General features: G+C 60.7%; 13 protein-coding genes. 12 read left to right on the forward strand and 1 reads right to left on the reverse strand.

Annotated elements, in window-relative coordinates:
* Positions 1–113 precede the first annotated feature (113 nt).
* The 7 genes from AACH55_RS08275 to AACH55_RS08305 all read left to right on the forward strand — a co-directional run bounded on the left by AACH55_RS08275 (position 114) and on the right by AACH55_RS08305 (position 7494).
* Positions 114–770, forward strand: a complete 657-nt coding sequence (locus tag AACH55_RS08275; protein ID WP_338718959.1) for an NADH-quinone oxidoreductase subunit J — start codon at positions 114–116, stop codon at positions 768–770.
* 18 nt (positions 771–788) lie between these two features.
* Positions 789–1097: an NADH-quinone oxidoreductase subunit NuoK gene (nuoK, locus tag AACH55_RS08280; RefSeq protein ID WP_013233782.1), complete on the forward strand. Its 309-nt coding sequence runs from the start codon at positions 789–791 to the stop codon at positions 1095–1097.
* 115 nt (positions 1098–1212) lie between these two features.
* On the forward strand, positions 1213–3303 hold the full coding sequence (nuoL, locus tag AACH55_RS08285; protein ID WP_338718960.1) for an NADH-quinone oxidoreductase subunit L: 2091 nt from the start codon (positions 1213–1215) through the stop codon (positions 3301–3303).
* Positions 3304–3325: 22 nt separating this feature from the next.
* Positions 3326–4816, forward strand: a complete 1491-nt coding sequence (locus AACH55_RS08290) for an NADH-quinone oxidoreductase subunit M (protein ID WP_338718961.1) — start codon at positions 3326–3328, stop codon at positions 4814–4816.
* Positions 4817–4975: 159 nt separating this feature from the next.
* Complete coding sequence (nuoN, locus tag AACH55_RS08295) at positions 4976–6484, forward strand: NADH-quinone oxidoreductase subunit NuoN (RefSeq protein ID WP_338718962.1); 1509 nt, start codon at positions 4976–4978, stop codon at positions 6482–6484.
* A 12-nt stretch (positions 6485–6496) separates the two neighbouring features.
* Positions 6497–6811 (forward strand): DUF2818 family protein, encoded by a 315-nt coding sequence (locus AACH55_RS08300; RefSeq protein WP_338718963.1) that lies wholly within the window; start codon positions 6497–6499, stop codon positions 6809–6811.
* A 107-nt stretch (positions 6812–6918) separates the two neighbouring features.
* Positions 6919–7494, forward strand: a complete 576-nt coding sequence (locus AACH55_RS08305) for an NUDIX hydrolase (RefSeq protein WP_338718964.1) — start codon at positions 6919–6921, stop codon at positions 7492–7494.
* Between the two features lie 70 nt (positions 7495–7564).
* On the opposite strand, the gene AACH55_RS08310 is transcribed toward AACH55_RS08305, so the two are convergent.
* Entirely contained in the window at positions 7565–9241 is a 1677-nt protein-coding gene (locus AACH55_RS08310; protein WP_338718965.1) for an electron transfer flavoprotein-ubiquinone oxidoreductase, read from the reverse strand.
* Positions 9242–9643: 402 nt separating this feature from the next.
* Between AACH55_RS08310 and AACH55_RS08315 the strand changes: the two genes are divergently transcribed.
* The 5 genes from AACH55_RS08315 (at position 9644) to AACH55_RS08335 (ending at position 15145) form a co-directional block, all read left to right on the forward strand.
* Positions 9644–10069, forward strand: a complete 426-nt coding sequence (locus AACH55_RS08315; protein WP_338718966.1) for an acyl-CoA thioesterase — start codon at positions 9644–9646, stop codon at positions 10067–10069.
* A 159-nt stretch (positions 10070–10228) separates the two neighbouring features.
* Positions 10229–11380, forward strand: a complete 1152-nt coding sequence (locus AACH55_RS08320; RefSeq protein ID WP_338718967.1) for an ABC transporter substrate-binding protein — start codon at positions 10229–10231, stop codon at positions 11378–11380.
* Positions 11381–11551: 171 nt separating this feature from the next.
* Positions 11552–12442 (forward strand): branched-chain amino acid ABC transporter permease, encoded by an 891-nt coding sequence (locus AACH55_RS08325; RefSeq protein ID WP_338718968.1) that lies wholly within the window; start codon positions 11552–11554, stop codon positions 12440–12442.
* A gap of 4 nt (positions 12443–12446) precedes the next feature.
* On the forward strand, positions 12447–14414 hold the full coding sequence (locus AACH55_RS08330) for a branched-chain amino acid ABC transporter ATP-binding protein/permease (RefSeq protein ID WP_338718969.1): 1968 nt from the start codon (positions 12447–12449) through the stop codon (positions 14412–14414).
* A 2-nt stretch (positions 14415–14416) separates the two neighbouring features.
* The gene (locus AACH55_RS08335; protein ID WP_338718970.1) at positions 14417–15145 is read left to right on the forward strand and encodes an ABC transporter ATP-binding protein; all 729 of its coding nucleotides are present in this window, start codon (positions 14417–14419) and stop codon (positions 15143–15145) included.
* The last annotated feature ends 183 nt before the right edge of the window (positions 15146–15328 follow it).

The following is a 15328-nucleotide window of genomic DNA, read 5'->3' on the forward strand; positions in this document are numbered from 1 at the left end:
AGGGCGGCCGGCAGGGTGGTGCAGGACTTGCGGCAATGTGCTGGATGTATTGCGATGGGATGGCCTGCTGTGCTGTCCCCGTGCTGATTGAATGAACCAACTTCTGGTTGATTATGGAATTTAAAACTGTCTTGTTCTACGTGTTCGCGGTGCTGGTGGTAATCGCCGCTGTACGCGTCATCACGGCCCGCAACCCGGTGCATGCGGCGCTCTTCCTGGTGCTGTCGTTCTTCTCGGCAGCCGGTCTCTGGATGCTGCTCAAGGCCGAGTTCCTGGCCATCGTGCTGGTGCTGGTCTATGTCGGTGCGGTGATGGTGCTGTTCCTGTTCGTGGTGATGATGCTCGACATCAACATGGACAAGCTGCGCGAAGGCTTCTGGGGCTACTTCCCGCTGGCTGCCACCATCGGCGTGATCATCGTGCTGGAAATGGCGGCGGTGCTGCTCAACAGCTTCTGGGTCTACGAGTCCCAGGTGCCGGCTGCCTCTGACACGCTGGGCCAGACCAAGCCGCTGGGCAAGCTGATCTTCACCGAATACGTGTACGGTTTCGAAATCGCAGCCGTGATCCTGCTGGTGGCCATCGTCGCCGCCGTCGCACTGACACTGCGCCGCCGCAAGGACAGCAAGTACTTCGACCCGGCCCAGGCCGTCAAGGTCAAGGCATCGGATCGCGTGCGCCTGGTCAGCATGAAGGCCGAATCCACCCGCAATGAACCCGCTGCCGACGCCGCCGCTGCTGCGTCCGACAAGCCGGCTCAACAATCTTAAGAAGGGCGAACAAGAATCATGGCAATCACGCTCTCCCATTACCTGATCATCGGCGCGATCCTGTTTGCGATCTCGATCGTCGGCATTTTCCTGAACCGCAAGAACGTCATCGTCCTCCTGATGGCCATCGAACTGATGCTGCTTGCGGTCAACATGAACTTCATTGCTTTCTCGCATTACCTCGGTGACGCGGGCGGACAGATCTTCGTGTTCTTCATCCTGACCGTGGCTGCGGCCGAGTCCGCCATCGGTCTGGCGATTCTGGTGGTGCTGTTCCGTAACCTGGATACCATCAACGTGGAAGACCTCGACAGCCTCAAGGGCTGAGTCGGCATCCGCAGCGTCCTGTTTTTGCGTTCTGGTTTGAATTTCATTTAAAGATGGGAGGCCCCCTTGCAGCAGATGGTGCAGGCGGGGCAGCCAATAAGCGATAAGGTTCATCATGGCTGGGCAACTTAACCCACATCTTCTTCTTGCTGTACCCCTGGCGCCGCTGGCAGGCTCGGCTATCGCCGGCTTGCTGGGTACCAAATTCTTCGGCAACGTGGTTGGCCGCAAGGTGTCGCATACCGCGACCATCCTGGGCGTGCTGATTGCCGCCATCATCTCCCTCCAGACCCTGCTTGCAGTGCTGGACGGCGCCACCTACAACGGTACGCTGTACAACTGGATGACGGTGGCAGGCCTCAAGCTGGAGATCGGCTTCATGGTCGACAGCCTGACCGCGATGATGATGTGCGTGGTGACTTTCGTGTCTCTGATGGTGCACATCTACACCATTGGCTACATGGCCGAAGATGAGGGTTACAACCGCTTCTTCTCCTACATCTCGCTGTTCACCTTCTCCATGCTCATGCTGGTCATGAGCAACAACTTCCTGCAGCTGTTCTTCGGCTGGGAAGCGGTGGGCCTGGTGTCCTACCTGCTGATCGGTTTCTGGTACACCCGTCCGACCGCCATCAAGGCCAACATGAAGGCCTTCCTGGTCAACCGTGTCGGTGACTTCGGCTTCATCCTGGGGATCGGCCTGCTGCTGGCTTACGCCGGTTCGATGAACTACACCGAAGTCTTCGCCAAGCGCGCCGAGCTGGCCCAGCTGACTCTGCCGGGTACGGACTGGATGCTGCTGACCGTCGCCTGTATCTGCCTGTTCGTCGGCGCCATGGGCAAGTCGGCCCAGTTCCCGCTGCACGTCTGGCTGCCGGACTCGATGGAAGGCCCGACCCCGATCTCCGCGCTGATCCACGCCGCCACCATGGTGACGGCCGGTATCTTCATGGTCACCCGCATGTCGCCGCTGTTCGAGCTGTCGGACACCGCGCTGTCCTTCATCCTGGTGATCGGTGCCATCACGGCGCTGTTCATGGGCTTCCTGGGCACCATGCAGAACGACATCAAGCGCGTCGTGGCTTACTCCACGCTGTCGCAGCTGGGTTACATGACCGTCGCACTGGGTGCTTCGGCCTACTCGGTGGCCGTGTTCCACCTGATGACCCACGCCTTCTTCAAGGCACTGCTGTTCCTGGGCGCCGGTTCGGTCATCATCGGCATGCACCACGATCAGGACATGCGCAACATGGGCGGCCTGCGCAAGTACATGCCCATCACCTGGATCACCTCGCTCTTGGGTTCGCTGGCGCTGATCGGTACGCCCTTCTTCTCGGGCTTCTACTCGAAGGATTCGATCATCGAAGCCGCAGCCGAATCGCACCTGCCGGGTTCGGGCTTTGCCTACTTCGCCGTGCTGGCCAGCGTCTTCGTGACGGCCTTCTACTCCTTCCGCATGTACTTCATGGTCTTCCACGGCAAGGAGCGTTTCGGTCAGGCCCACGGCCATGACGATCATCACGCCCCGGCTGCGGCCCACGGCGTGCATGACGACCATGCCCACGATGCGCATGATGACCACGGCCATGACGAGCACCATCACGGCCTGGCTCCGGGCCAGAAGCCGCACGAGTCGCCGCTGGTGGTGACCCTGCCGCTGATCCTGCTGGCCATTCCCTCGGTCATCGTCGGTTTCTTCGCGATCTCGCCGATGCTGTATGGCGACTTCTTCAAGGGCGTGATCTTCTTCGGCGAAAACCACAAGGTCATGGAAGAGCTGGCCCACGAATACCACGGCCCGGTGGCCATGGTGCTGCACGCCTTCACCAGCGCGCCGCTGTGGCTGGCCATTGCCGGTGTGGTCGTGGCGTACTACTGCTACATGATCAACCCGCGCGTGCCGACCTGGTTCAAGGAAAAGTTCAGCATCATCTACACCATCCTGGACAACAAGTACTACATGGACAAGTTCAACGAAGTCGTCTTCGCCGGCGGTGCACGCCTGCTGGGCAGCGGACTGTCCACCGTGGGTGACCGTGGCCTGATCGACGGTCTGTTCGTCAACGGCAGCGCCAAGGTCGTCGGCTGGTTCTCGAAATTCACGCGTCTCTGGCAGTCCGGTTACATCTATCACTATGCGTTCGTGATGATCATCGGGGTGCTGGGTTTCCTGGTGTGGTTCATGCCGCTCCCGTTCGCCAAATAAGCTGTCCGAGTACATAACAACCATGATGCAGTCAACATTTCCCATCCTGAGCCTTGCGATCTGGGTACCGATCGTCTTCGGCATCCTCGTCCTGGCACTGGGCCGCGACAGCAATCCGGGCCTGGCCCGCTGGCTCTCGCTGTTCGGTTCGCTGGTCGGTCTGGTCGCTACTTTCCCGCTGATCCAGCACTTTGATCCGCTGGCGCACGGTTACCAGTTCGTCGAAAAGACGCCCTGGATCGACCGCTTCAGCATCAGCTACTTCCTGGGCCTGGACGGCATCTCGCTGTGGTTCGTGCCGCTGACCGCCTTCATCACGGTCATCGTGGTACTGGCCGGCTGGGTGGTGATCCAGAAGCGCGTGGCCCAGTACATGGGTGCCTTCCTGATCCTCTCGGGCATCATGATCGGCGTGTTCTCGGCGCTGGATGCGATGCTGTTCTACGCCTTCTTCGAAGCGACCCTGATCCCGATGTTCATCATCGTGGGCGTCTGGGGCGGCGACAACCGCGTGTATGCAGCCTTCAAGCTGTTCCTGTACACGCTGTTGGGTTCGCTGCTGATGCTGATCGCCCTGATCTACCTGTACTACGTGTCCGGTGGCAGCTTCGAGATCCCGACCTGGCACCAGGTGCCGCTGTCGATGATCGAGCAGAAGGTCCTGTTCTTCGCCTTCCTGGCGGCCTTCGCCGTGAAGGTGCCGATGTGGCCGGTGCACACCTGGCTGCCTGACGCCCACGTGCAGGCGCCGACCGGTGGCTCCATCGTGCTGGCGGCGATCATGCTCAAGCTGGGTGCCTATGGCTTCCTGCGCTTCTCGCTGCCGATCCTGCCGGACGCCAGCCATGCGCTGTCGGGCTTTATGATCTTCCTGTCACTGGTGGCCGTGATCTACATCGGTCTGGTGGCCCTGGTCCAGCAGGATATGAAGAAACTGGTCGCTTATTCGTCGATTGCCCACATGGGCTTCGTCACCCTGGGCTTCTTCATGTTCAACGACATGGCCCTGCAGGGCGGCATCGTGCAGATGATCTCGCACGGTTTCGTCTCCGGCGCGATGTTCATGTGTATCGGCGTGCTGTATGACCAGATGCACACCCGTGAGATCGCCCAATATGGCGGTGTGGTGAACAAGATGCCGCGCTTCGCCTTCTTCTTCATCCTGTTCTCGCTGGCCAACTGCGGCTTGCCGGCCACTTCCGGTTTCGTCGGCGAATTCATGGTGATCCTGGGTGCGGTGAAGTTCAATTTCTGGATTGGCCTCTTGGCTGCGACCGCCCTGATCCTGGGCGCGGCGTATTCGCTGTGGCTGGCCAAGCGTGTCATCTTCGGTGCCGTGGCCAATCACCACGTGGCCGAGCTGGTGGACGTGAATGCCCGCGAGTTCCTGATCCTGGGCCTGCTGGCGATTGCTACCCTGGTCATGGGTATCTATCCGGGCATCATCACCGACAGCATCCAGACCTCGGTGACCGACCTGCTGAAGCACGTGGCGGTCTCCAAGATCAACTGATCTGCGCAGTCATGAAGTGAAAGGGCGGGGCGCTCGCGTCCCGCCGGCAAACAAGCTGGGCAACAACGAGTAACGAGACGAGCCGGTGTGGCATGACCGGTCGGGCGGCGCGGCCAAGGTCGCGACACACAAGCGGGCAACACAAGCGGTAGTAACTAAATGAATAACATGAATCTGATCCCTGTCTATCCGGAAATATTTCTGCTGATTGCGACCTCCGCGATCCTGCTGATCGATATGTTCCTGCCGGAAAGCAAGCGCGTCATCACCTATCTGCTGTCCCTGGCAGTGCTGGTGGTGTGTGCGGTACTGAGCTTTGTTGACCTCAACACGGGGGCGACGGTCTACACGTTCAACAACATGTACGTGTCCGATCCGCTGAGCAACCTGTTGAAGCTGTTCACCTACCTGGGTGTGGGTGTCACGCTGATCTACTCGCGCCAGTACAACACCGTGCGCGGCATCACCGGCGGTGCCCTGGGCGGGGAGTACTACGCCCTGGCACTGTTCGCGCTGCTGGGCCAGATGGTCATGATCTCCGGCAACAGCTTCCTGTCCATCTACCTGGGCCTGGAACTGATGTCGCTGTCCTTGTATGCGCTGGTGGCCCTGCGTCGTGACAACGCGGCTTCCACCGAAGCCGGCATGAAGTACTTCATCCTGGGTGCGCTGGCGTCGGGCTTCCTGCTGTACGGCATGTCCATGCTCTACGGTGCGACCGGCGGTGCGCTGGAGCTGAACGAAGTGTTCCGCGCCGTCGTCTCCGGCACCGTCGATCAGACCCCGCTGGTGTTCGGCCTGGTGTTCGTGGTGGCCGGGCTGGCGTTCAAGCTGGGCGCCGTGCCCTTCCACATGTGGGTGCCGGACGTCTACCAGGGTTCGCCCACTCCCGTGACCCTGCTGCTGGGTGCAGCGCCGAAGCTGGCGACCTTCGCCATCACCTTCCGTCTGCTGGTCGAAGGCCTGCTGCCGCTGGCCGAGCACTGGCAACAGATGTTGATGGTGCTGGCTGTCCTGTCCATCATCCTGGGTAACGTGACCGCCATCGCGCAGACCAACATCAAGCGCATGCTGGCCTACTCGACCATCTCGCACATGGGCTTCATGCTGCTGGGCATGCTGGCCGGCGTGGTGGATGGCAACTTGTACTCGGCCGTCAATTCCTACAGCTCCTCGCTGTTCTATGCCGTGACCTACGTGATCACCACGCTCGGTTCCTTCGGCATGATCATCCTGCTGTCGCGTTCGGGCTTCGAAGCCGATACCCTGGACGACTTCAAGGGCCTGAATCAGCGCAGCCCCTGGTTTGCTGCCGTGATGATGATCATGATGTTCTCGCTGGCCGGTATCCCGCCGCTGGTGGGCTTCTATGCCAAGCTGTCCGTGCTGCAGGCTGCCATGGCTACCGGCCAGATCTGGCTGCTGGTGCTGGCCGTGGTGTTCTCGCTCATTGGCGCGTTCTACTACATCCGCGTGGTCAAGGTCATGTACTTCGATGAGCCTGCTGACACCAGCAAGATCGTCGCGACCCCCGAAATGCGTCTGGTGCTCAGCCTCAACGGTATCGCCGCTCTGGCCATCGGCCTGTGGCCCAACCATCTGATGGATCTTTGCACCCGTGCCCTGAGCAGCACGCTGGCGAACTACATCAGCAAGTTCCTGGCGTAAGGGAGAGGGGAAATGAACGTTTCCCTCTTCAGCTGGATCGTGATCCTGTTGGCCGCCCTGGCGGCCAATTTGCCGTTCTTCAACCAGCAGTTGTTTGGATTGATTCCCCTGAAGAAGGACGCAGCCTGGGTCAAGCCGGTCTGGTTGCGTCTGCTGGAGCTGGTGGTACTGTATTTCGCCGTCGGCGTGGTCGCCCATCTGCTGGAAGCCGGCATCGGCAACGTCTTTTCGCAGGGCTGGGAATTCTATGCCATCACCGGCTGTCTGTTCCTGGTGTTGGCCTACCCGGGCTATGTGATGCGCTACCTGCGCAAGCAACATGCCTGAAGCAGCCCCATGAGGCGCCGGTCAGAGATCGGCGCCTTTTTACTTGGTGCGAGCTGAATGCACCGCCATGCGCTTTCACTCCTCACCCTCACTCCCTCGCTCATATCATGGACGCCCATCTCAAAGAGATCCAAAAAGACAGCCGTCAGGTCTACGACGGCCATTTCCTCAAGGTCCAGAAGGACACCATCGTGCTCCCCGATGGCAAGGAAAGCACCCGTGAATATATCAGGCACCCCGGCGCGGTCACCGTGCTGCCCTTGTTCGATGACGGTAGCGTCCTGATGGAGCGCCAGTTCCGCTATCCGCTGGATCGCGTGTTCATCGAATTCCCGGCCGGCAAGATCGATCCGGGCGAGGACACGCTGGAGTGCGCCAAGCGCGAGCTGAAGGAAGAAACCGGTTATACCGCCGCCGAGTGGCAATACGTCTGCACCATCCACAATGCCATCGCTTACTCGGATGAGCATCTGGTGCTGTACGTAGCGCGCGGATTGAAAGAAGGGGAGCGCGCTCTGGACGAAGGTGAATTCCTCGACATCTACAAGGCCCCGCTGGCTGAGTTGGTGGAGCAGGTGCGCAATGGGCAGATCACCGATGTGAAGACCGTGATCGGGGTGTTCTGGCTGGAGAAGATTGTGAGTGGTAGCTGGACACCACCGGAACGCCCGGCTGGCATCTGAGGCCAGCCCCTACGAAAAAGCCGCATCCGGTGGATGCGGCTTTCGTTTTTCAAGGCGCCGTGCAGCGCGCTTACATCCCCGAATAATTCGGCCCGCCACCGCCTTCCGGCGTGACCCAGACGATATTCTGCGTCGGGTCCTTGATGTCGCAGGTCTTGCAGTGTACGCAGTTCTGCGCGTTGATCTGCAGGCGGTCCGAATTGTCTTCATTCTTCACGAACTCATACACCCCGGCCGGGCAATAGCGCGATTCCGGGCCAGCATACTTGGCCAGGTTCACCTGCACCGGTACGTTCTTGTCCTTGAGCGTCAGGTGCGCGGGCTGATCTTCACCGTGGTTGGTGTTGGAGATGAAGACTGAGGACAGTCGATCGAAGGTCAGCTTGCCATCCGGCTTGGGATAGGCGATCGGCGCGAAGTCCGAGGCCGGACGCAGGCATTCGTGGTCGGCGTGCGAATGACGCAGCGTCCACGGTGCCTTGCCGCCGAACAGTACCTGGTCGATGCCCACCAGTAGCGTGCCCGTCACCAGACCCTTGCTCATCGAGGGCTTGAAGTTGCGCGCCTTGTGCAGTTCTTCCTTCAGCCAAGAGGCCTCGAAGGCTGCCGGATAGGCTGCCAGCTCGTCAGCCTGGCGGTTCTCGCCCAGCGCATTGAAGGCTGCCTCTGCCGCCAGCATGCCGCTCTTGATGGCGGCATGGCTGCCCTTGATGCGCGAGGCATTGAGGAAGCCCGCATCGCAACCCAGCAGCGCGCCACCGGGGAAGACCAGCTTGGGCAGCGACTGCACGCCACCCGCGGTGATCGCACGGGCGCCGTAGGAGATACGCTTGCCGCCCTCGAAGAACTTGCGGATCTCCGGATGGGTCTTGTAACGCTGGAATTCCTCGAAGGGCGAGAGATAAGGATTCTGGTAGGCCAGGCCAACCACGTAACCGACCGCCACCTGGTTGTTTTCCAGGTGATACAGGAAGGAGCCACCGTAGGTGTCATTAGCCAGCGGCCAGCCGGCAGTGTGGACCACCAGGCCGGGCTGGTGCACTTCCGGCTTCACTTCCCACAGTTCCTTGATGCCGATGGCATAGGTCTGCGGATCGCGTCCGGCATCCAGCTTGTACCTGGCGATGAGTTGCTTGCCCAGATGGCCGCGCGCACCTTCGGCGAAGAAGGTGTATTTCGCATGCAGTTCCATGCCCAGCTGGAATTCGGCCGTGGGTTCGCCTTCCTTGTTGATGCCCATGTTGCCGGTGGCCACGCCCTTGACCGAACCATCCTCGTGGTAGAGCACTTCGGCAGCCGGGAAACCGGGGAAGATTTCCACGCCCAGCGCCTCGGCCTGCTGGCCCAGCCAGCGGGTGACGTTGGAGAGCGAAATGACGTAGTTGCCGTGGTTCTGGAAGCAGGTCGGCAAGAGCCAGTGCGGTGTCTTGTAGGCCTTGGTGGCCGAGAGGAACAGGAAACGGTCTTCGGTGACCGGCGTATTCAACGGGGCGCCTTGCTCTTTCCAGTCGGGAATCAGCTCGGTCAGCGCACGCGGGTCCATCACCGCGCCGGAGAGGATATGGGCGCCGACTTCGCTGCCTTTTTCCAGCACGCAGACCGAGACTTCACGGTCCTGTTGCGCGGCCAGCTGCTTGAGGCGGATCGCCGCCGACAGGCCAGCGGGGCCGCCGCCGACGATAACCACGTCGTATTCCATCGATTCGCGTGGACCGTATTGTGCGAGCAAGTCTTGAGATGAAGTCATGGGTGTCCCGTGTTATGTGAACTGCCTGTTTTCGAACGACCGTGCTATTGTTAAGTATTTTTCGAAAGAACGCTAGAGGGCAGGGTGATTTAACTGTCATTTTTATTCAGCTGCTAACGTGCATGTCTGAAACAATGCACGCAAGCGGAGTGCTGCGCCGGAGGGTTTTCCGGAAGTGCCGTATTTTAGGGGATTTTCCGCGCGGGGCTCATGGCCCGTTGGTTTTGGCCAGATCACTGCTGTTGTGCGCAGAATTCGGATCGGCCGCCAGGATGACGCGGAAATGACTCGCAAGGAGGTGCGTGATGCGGGACGTCACTGCGTCGCAAATGCGACAGACTCAGCGCATCGCGCATGAAAAAAATTACATCCATTGATGAATCAAACCAGAAAAGGACCACGATGAGCCATCCCGACCAGACAGCAAAGAAGCCCTTGTACCGATCACAGCAACGCATCCGCTGGGGTGACATGGATGCCTTTGGCCACGTCAACAACACGCTCTATTTCCGCTTCATGGAACAATGCCGCATCGAGTGGCTGGAAGAAGTGTTCGGTCCCACCATCGCTGGCGAGGAGGGGCCGGTGATCGTCAATGCGCACTGCAATTTCCTCCGCCAGATGAAGTATCCCGCCAGCATCGTCGTGGAGATGGCGGCAGGCCACCTGGGTCGTACGAGTGTGGAAACTACGTATGTCATCCGCGACGCCGCCGATGAGCAGATCATCTATGCTGACGGTGCCGCAAAAATCGTCTGGGTCGATTTCAGGAAAGAGAAGTCCACCGCACTGCCCGAGAAGCTGCGACAGCTCCTGACAAGCTTGTAAGTTTGGCGCAAGGAAACTGGGACAGAATCGGCCCGACACTCCCGCAAGGATTCGCCACAGAGCGAAGGGGGGAGCGGAGAATTCGTTCACACGGAGCGGGTTCCAAAAGCGCTATGCCCGTCTCGCGTGCTAGCCAACAACTACATTCTGGAGGATGACATGAGCTACAAGACCCAAGCCTTTGTTGCCGCTGCCCTGATGAGCCTGGCGCTCACTTCGCAGGCTGCGGATCCGATCAAGATCGGCGTTTCCGGCCCTTACACCGGTGGCTCTGCCCCGATGGGCGTCTCCATGCGCGATGGTGTCAAGCTGGCGGTGGCCGAGATCAATGCGGCCGGTGGCCTGCTGGGCCGCCAGATTCAGCTGGTCGAGCGTGATGACGAAGCCAAGAACGAACGCGGCGTGCAGATCGCCCAGGAACTGATCAACAAGGAGAAGGTGGTCGCCACCGTCGGCTTCATCAACACCGGCGTGGCGCTCGCTTCGCAGCGCTTCTACCAGGAAGCCAAGATCCCCGTGATCAACAACGTGGCGACCGGCACCGTGATCACCAAGCAGTTCGAGAAGGAAAAGGACAACTACATCTTCCGCACCTCGGCCGCTGACAAGATCCAGGCCAAGATGATCGCCGATGAAGCGGTCGACAAGCAGAAGTTCACCAAGGTCGCCATCCTGGCCGACTCCACCAACTACGGCCAGCTCGGCCGCGAAGACCTGGAGAAGGTGCTGGCCGACAAGAAGGTCACCCCGGTGGCGGTCGAAAAGTACAACATCAAGGACGTCGACATGACGGCCCAGTTGCTCAAGTCCAAGCAGGGCGGCGCCCAGGCCGTGCTGACCTACGGCATCGGCCCCGAACTGGCGCAGATCGCCAACGGCATGGAAAAGCTGAACTGGCACGTGCCCATCATCGGCAGCTGGCCGCTGTCGATGGGCAACTTCATCGACAACTCCGGCAAGAACGGCAACGGTGCCCGCATGCCGCAGACCTTCATCCAGGACGGCAACACGCCCAAGCGCAAGGCCTTCATCGAGGCTTACCAGAAGGCCTACAAGGTTGACCGCATGCCGTCGGCCGTTTCGGCTGCCCAGGGCTACGACTCCATCCTGCTGCTGGCCGCTGCCATCAAGCAGGCTGGCACGACCGATGGCGAGAAGGTCCGCGCTGCGCTGGAAAACCTCAATACCAAGGTCGAAGGCGTGGTCACCACCTACGACAAGCCGTTCACCCACGACGATCACGAAGCCATCAAGCCTGGCATGGTCGTGATGGGCGAGGTCAAGAACGGCCGCGTCATCCTCGGCAAATAAGATACGACCCGCTTCACGCAACGTAGTCAAATAGGCCAGTCCTTGCGATCCGGGGGCTGGCCTTTTTTACACGATCTGTTGACGAATTTCTAACGGCACCGGCTCCGGTCGCCGTGAGATCGTCGCAGCTCTACGCCGCCACCCGGCGGTAGCCGCTTCTTGGGAAACACAATGGACATCCTCTTACAACTGGTCTTCTCCGGCATCGCGCTCGGCATGATCTATGCCGTGATCGCCTTCGGTTACCAACTGACCTTTGCCACTTCCGGTACGCTCAACTTCGGCCAGGGCGAAGCCCTAATGCTGGGCGCGCTGGTCGGGCTCTCCGTGGTGGGCAACATCCACGGCGGGCCTTATCTCAACTACTGGCTGATGATCCCCATCGTGCTGGTCTTCGGGGCCCTGCAGGGCATTTTCGTCGAATGGATCGGCGTGCGCCCGGCCATCAAGATCAAGTCCGAATTCGGCTGGATCATGTCCACCATCGCGCTGGCCATCATCTTCAAGAACGTCGCCGAGAACATCTGGGGCAAGGACGACCTGCCGTTCCCTTCGCCGATTTCCGGCGCGCCCTTCCAGATCTTCGGCGCCAACGTGCAGCCCATGCAGGTGTTGGTCGTGATCGGCGCCTTGCTGATCATGGCGGCGGTCGAATTGTTCAATCGCAAGTCGATCTACGGCAAGGCCGTGGTGGCCACCTCCAACGACCGCGATGCAGCGGGGCTGATGGGCATCAATACCAGCATGGTGATCACTTTTTCATATGCGCTCTCATCGGCCACTGCCGCCTTTGCCGGCGTGCTGGTGGCGCCGCTGACGCTGACCGGCGCCACCATGGGCGCGGCCCTCGGTCTGAAAGCCTTTGCGGTAGCCATCATCGGCGGCCTGACCTCGGGCATGGGCGCCATCGTCGGCGGCCTGATCCTGGGCGTGGCCGAGACCGTGACCGGTTTCTATATCTCGACCGGCTACAAGGAAGTTCCGGGACTGGTGCTGCTGCTGCTGGTCCTGGCGGTGAAACCTGCAGGCCTGTTCGGCAAAACTGCGATCAAGAAGGTCTGATGCGATGAACAAGAAAATCCTGCTGCTGTCCTTGCTGGGCATTGTCGCGCTGGGCGGCATTCCCCTGGTGGTGCACAACCCGTATTACCTGCACCTGATCGAAACCATCCTCATCTACGCCATCCTGCTGTTCGGGCTGGATATCGTGGTCGGCTATACCGGCCAGGTCTCGCTGGGCCATGCGGGCCTATTCGGTATCGGCTCCTATGCGGCCGGCGTGCTGTTCTTCAAGCTGGGCATGCCGATCTTCGTGACGGTGCCGGCGGCCATTGCCGTGACGGCCGTGTTCGGCGCCATCCTGGCATTACCCGCGCTGCGCGTGACCGGGCCTTACCTGGCGATGGTGACGCTGGCTTTCGGAACCATCATTCAGATCCTGATCAACGAAATGACCTTCCTTACCGAAGGTCCGCTGGGCATCAAGCTGCACAAGCCCATGATCGGGGGCGAGAAGATGAATGAGGTGCAGTTCTTCTACCTGGTGGCGATCCTGATGGTGATCTCCATGCTGGTGGTGCATCGCATCCTCAAGTCCAACCTCGGCCGCGCTTTCCAGGCGCTGCGCGACAGCCCCATCGCTTCGGACTGCATGGGCGTGTCGGTGTATCGCTACAAGGTGTATGCCTTCATCATCAGCGCGGCGCTGGCCGGTCTGTCGGGGGCGCTGTATGCGTATTCGGAAGAGTACATCTCGCCCAATACCTACAACTTCGAACTGACCATCCTGTTCTTGCTGGCGGTGATCATGGGTGGCCGCAAGTCGCGCATCGGCTCGCTGATCGGTGCATTGATCGTGGTGATGTTGCCCAGCCTGCTGTCGGACATCGCGCTGTTCCGCCAGATCGCCACCGTATTGGCGGTGATCGTGGTGATCGGCGCTGGCGTGCAACTGGCCAAGGGGACCAAGACCGCTCGCGGCATCGCCGTGCCGGTGGTGGCGACGATTGCCATGGCGGCCTTCTCGTACAAGCTGGAAAACATCACCGACTGGCGCCTGACCATCTTTGGTCTGATGACCTTGTTCGTGGTGTATTACCTGCAGGATGGCATCGTCGGCTTCTGCCGCAGCCTGTTTGGCCGTGTGCTGACCAAGCACGTGCCGGTGGCGCAGCAGGTCGCCGGTGACAAGGAGCGTGCGGTCATCACCACCGACTCGGTGAAGGAAGAGGGCGCCACGCTGTTGAAGGTGAACCAGATCCTGATGCAGTTCGGCGGGCTGAAGGCCTTGAACCGCGTCGACCTGGATGTGCGCAAGGGAACCGTGCACGGCCTGATCGGCCCCAACGGCTCCGGCAAGAGCACCATGATGAACGTGTTGACCGGCATCTATCGTCCTACCGATGGCGTGGTGGAATACGATGGTCGCCCGATCTCCGGCAATGTGCCCTCGGCCATTGCACTGGGTGGCGTGGCGCGGACTTTCCAGAACGTGCAGCTGTTCGGTGAAATGACCGCCACCGAAAACGTGCTGGTGGGCCTGCATCACACCTTCGACAGCAACGTGGTCGACGTCATGGTCAAAACGCCACGTTATGTGCGGGAAGAGCAGGCTGCACGCGAACGCGCTGCGGCCATCCTGGAGTTCGTGGGCCTGGCCAATCTGGCCAACGAGGAGGCGCGCAACCTGCCTTATGGCAAGCAGCGCCTGCTGGAGATCGGCCGCGCGCTGGGCCTGAACCCCAGCCTCTTGCTGCTGGATGAACCGGCCGCCGGCCTGACCGCGCCCGACATCAAGGAGCTCGTCGCCATCATCCGCAAGATCCGCGAAGCCGGCATCACCATCATCCTGATCGAACACCACATGGATGTGGTCATGTCGATCTGCGATACCGTCACCGTGCTCGACTTCGGCCAGAAGATCGCCGAAGGCAAGCCGGCCCAGGTCCAGGCTGACCCCAAGGTCATCGAAGCCTACCTCGGCAGTGGCGCAGGCGATGCCCATGACAACACATCCAGCCCCGCGGGAGCCTGAACATGCTGACCATTTCCAATCTGCACGCCGCTTACGGCAAGGTCGAGGTGCTACATGGCATTTCGATGGACGTCCCCAAGGGCAAGGTGGTGACCCTGATCGGTTCCAACGGCGCCGGCAAGACCACCACCATGCGCGCCATCTCCGGCATGATCAAGCCCAAGGGGGGCGAAGTCACCCTGGGCGGCAAGAACATCACCGGCCTGGATTCGCACCGGATTGCCCGCTTCGGGCTGGCGCATTCGCCCGAAGGGCGGCGCGTCTTCGCCACCATGAGCGTGATCGACAACCTGTTGCTGGGTGCCTTCCCGCGCTTTACCCGGGCACGTCCAAAGGGCGACATCGCACATGACCTGGAACGCGCACTGGAACTGTTCCCGCGCCTGAAGGAGCGGCAGACGCAGCTGGCCGGTACGCTCTCGGGCGGCGAGCAGCAGATGCTGGCCATGGCGCGGGCGGTGATGTTGAATCCCGAAGTGATCCTGCTGGACGAGCCGTCGATGGGGCTGGCCCCGATTCTGGTGGACGAGGTGTTTCGCATCATCTCGCGCCTGAAGGAGCAGGGCGTGACCATGCTGCTGGTGGAGCAGTTTGCCGCCGCTGCGCTCAATGTTGCGGACTACGGCTATGTGTTGGAGAATGGCAAGATCTCCGTGCACGGACCCGCCGACAAGCTGCAGAACGACCCGGCGGTCAAGGCCGCCTATCTGGGCGGTGGTGCGCATCACTGATGGGCCGTGGCCAACATATCACCAGCCATGCGCCTGCATGATACTGGGGCTCGCACGTCGCGCAAGCTGATAGCGTGTCCGGTATATTGAGGGGGAGGCATACCCCCTTGAAGGCTGATTCAGGCGCACCCCCCCCGGGTGCGCCTTTTTATTTGCGCGGGCAGTTCATCTTGTGGCTGGCGC

It is taken from the genome of Herbaspirillum sp. DW155, from assembly GCF_037076565.1.
Taxonomy (GTDB): Bacteria; Pseudomonadota; Gammaproteobacteria; order Burkholderiales; family Burkholderiaceae_D; genus Herbaspirillum.

Coding starts and splice junctions, on each gene's coding strand:
- AACH55_RS08305 (WP_338718964.1), top strand. CDS start 6,919: ATGGACGCCCATCTCAAAGAGATCCAAAAAGACAGCCGTCAGGTCTAC.
- AACH55_RS08335 (WP_338718970.1), top strand. CDS start 14,417: ATGCTGACCATTTCCAATCTGCACGCCGCTTACGGCAAGGTCGAGGTG.
- AACH55_RS08315 (WP_338718966.1), top strand. CDS start 9,644: ATGAGCCATCCCGACCAGACAGCAAAGAAGCCCTTGTACCGATCACAG.
- AACH55_RS08300 (WP_338718963.1), top strand. CDS start 6,497: ATGAACGTTTCCCTCTTCAGCTGGATCGTGATCCTGTTGGCCGCCCTG.
- nuoN (WP_338718962.1), top strand. CDS start 4,976: ATGAATAACATGAATCTGATCCCTGTCTATCCGGAAATATTTCTGCTG.
- AACH55_RS08325 (WP_338718968.1), top strand. CDS start 11,552: ATGGACATCCTCTTACAACTGGTCTTCTCCGGCATCGCGCTCGGCATG.
- nuoK (WP_013233782.1), top strand. CDS start 789: ATGGCAATCACGCTCTCCCATTACCTGATCATCGGCGCGATCCTGTTT.
- AACH55_RS08320 (WP_338718967.1), top strand. CDS start 10,229: ATGAGCTACAAGACCCAAGCCTTTGTTGCCGCTGCCCTGATGAGCCTG.
- AACH55_RS08310 (WP_338718965.1), bottom strand. CDS start 9,241: ATGACTTCATCTCAAGACTTGCTCGCACAATACGGTCCACGCGAATCG.
- AACH55_RS08330 (WP_338718969.1), top strand. CDS start 12,447: ATGAACAAGAAAATCCTGCTGCTGTCCTTGCTGGGCATTGTCGCGCTG.
- AACH55_RS08290 (WP_338718961.1), top strand. CDS start 3,326: ATGATGCAGTCAACATTTCCCATCCTGAGCCTTGCGATCTGGGTACCG.
- AACH55_RS08275 (WP_338718959.1), top strand. CDS start 114: ATGGAATTTAAAACTGTCTTGTTCTACGTGTTCGCGGTGCTGGTGGTA.
- nuoL (WP_338718960.1), top strand. CDS start 1,213: ATGGCTGGGCAACTTAACCCACATCTTCTTCTTGCTGTACCCCTGGCG.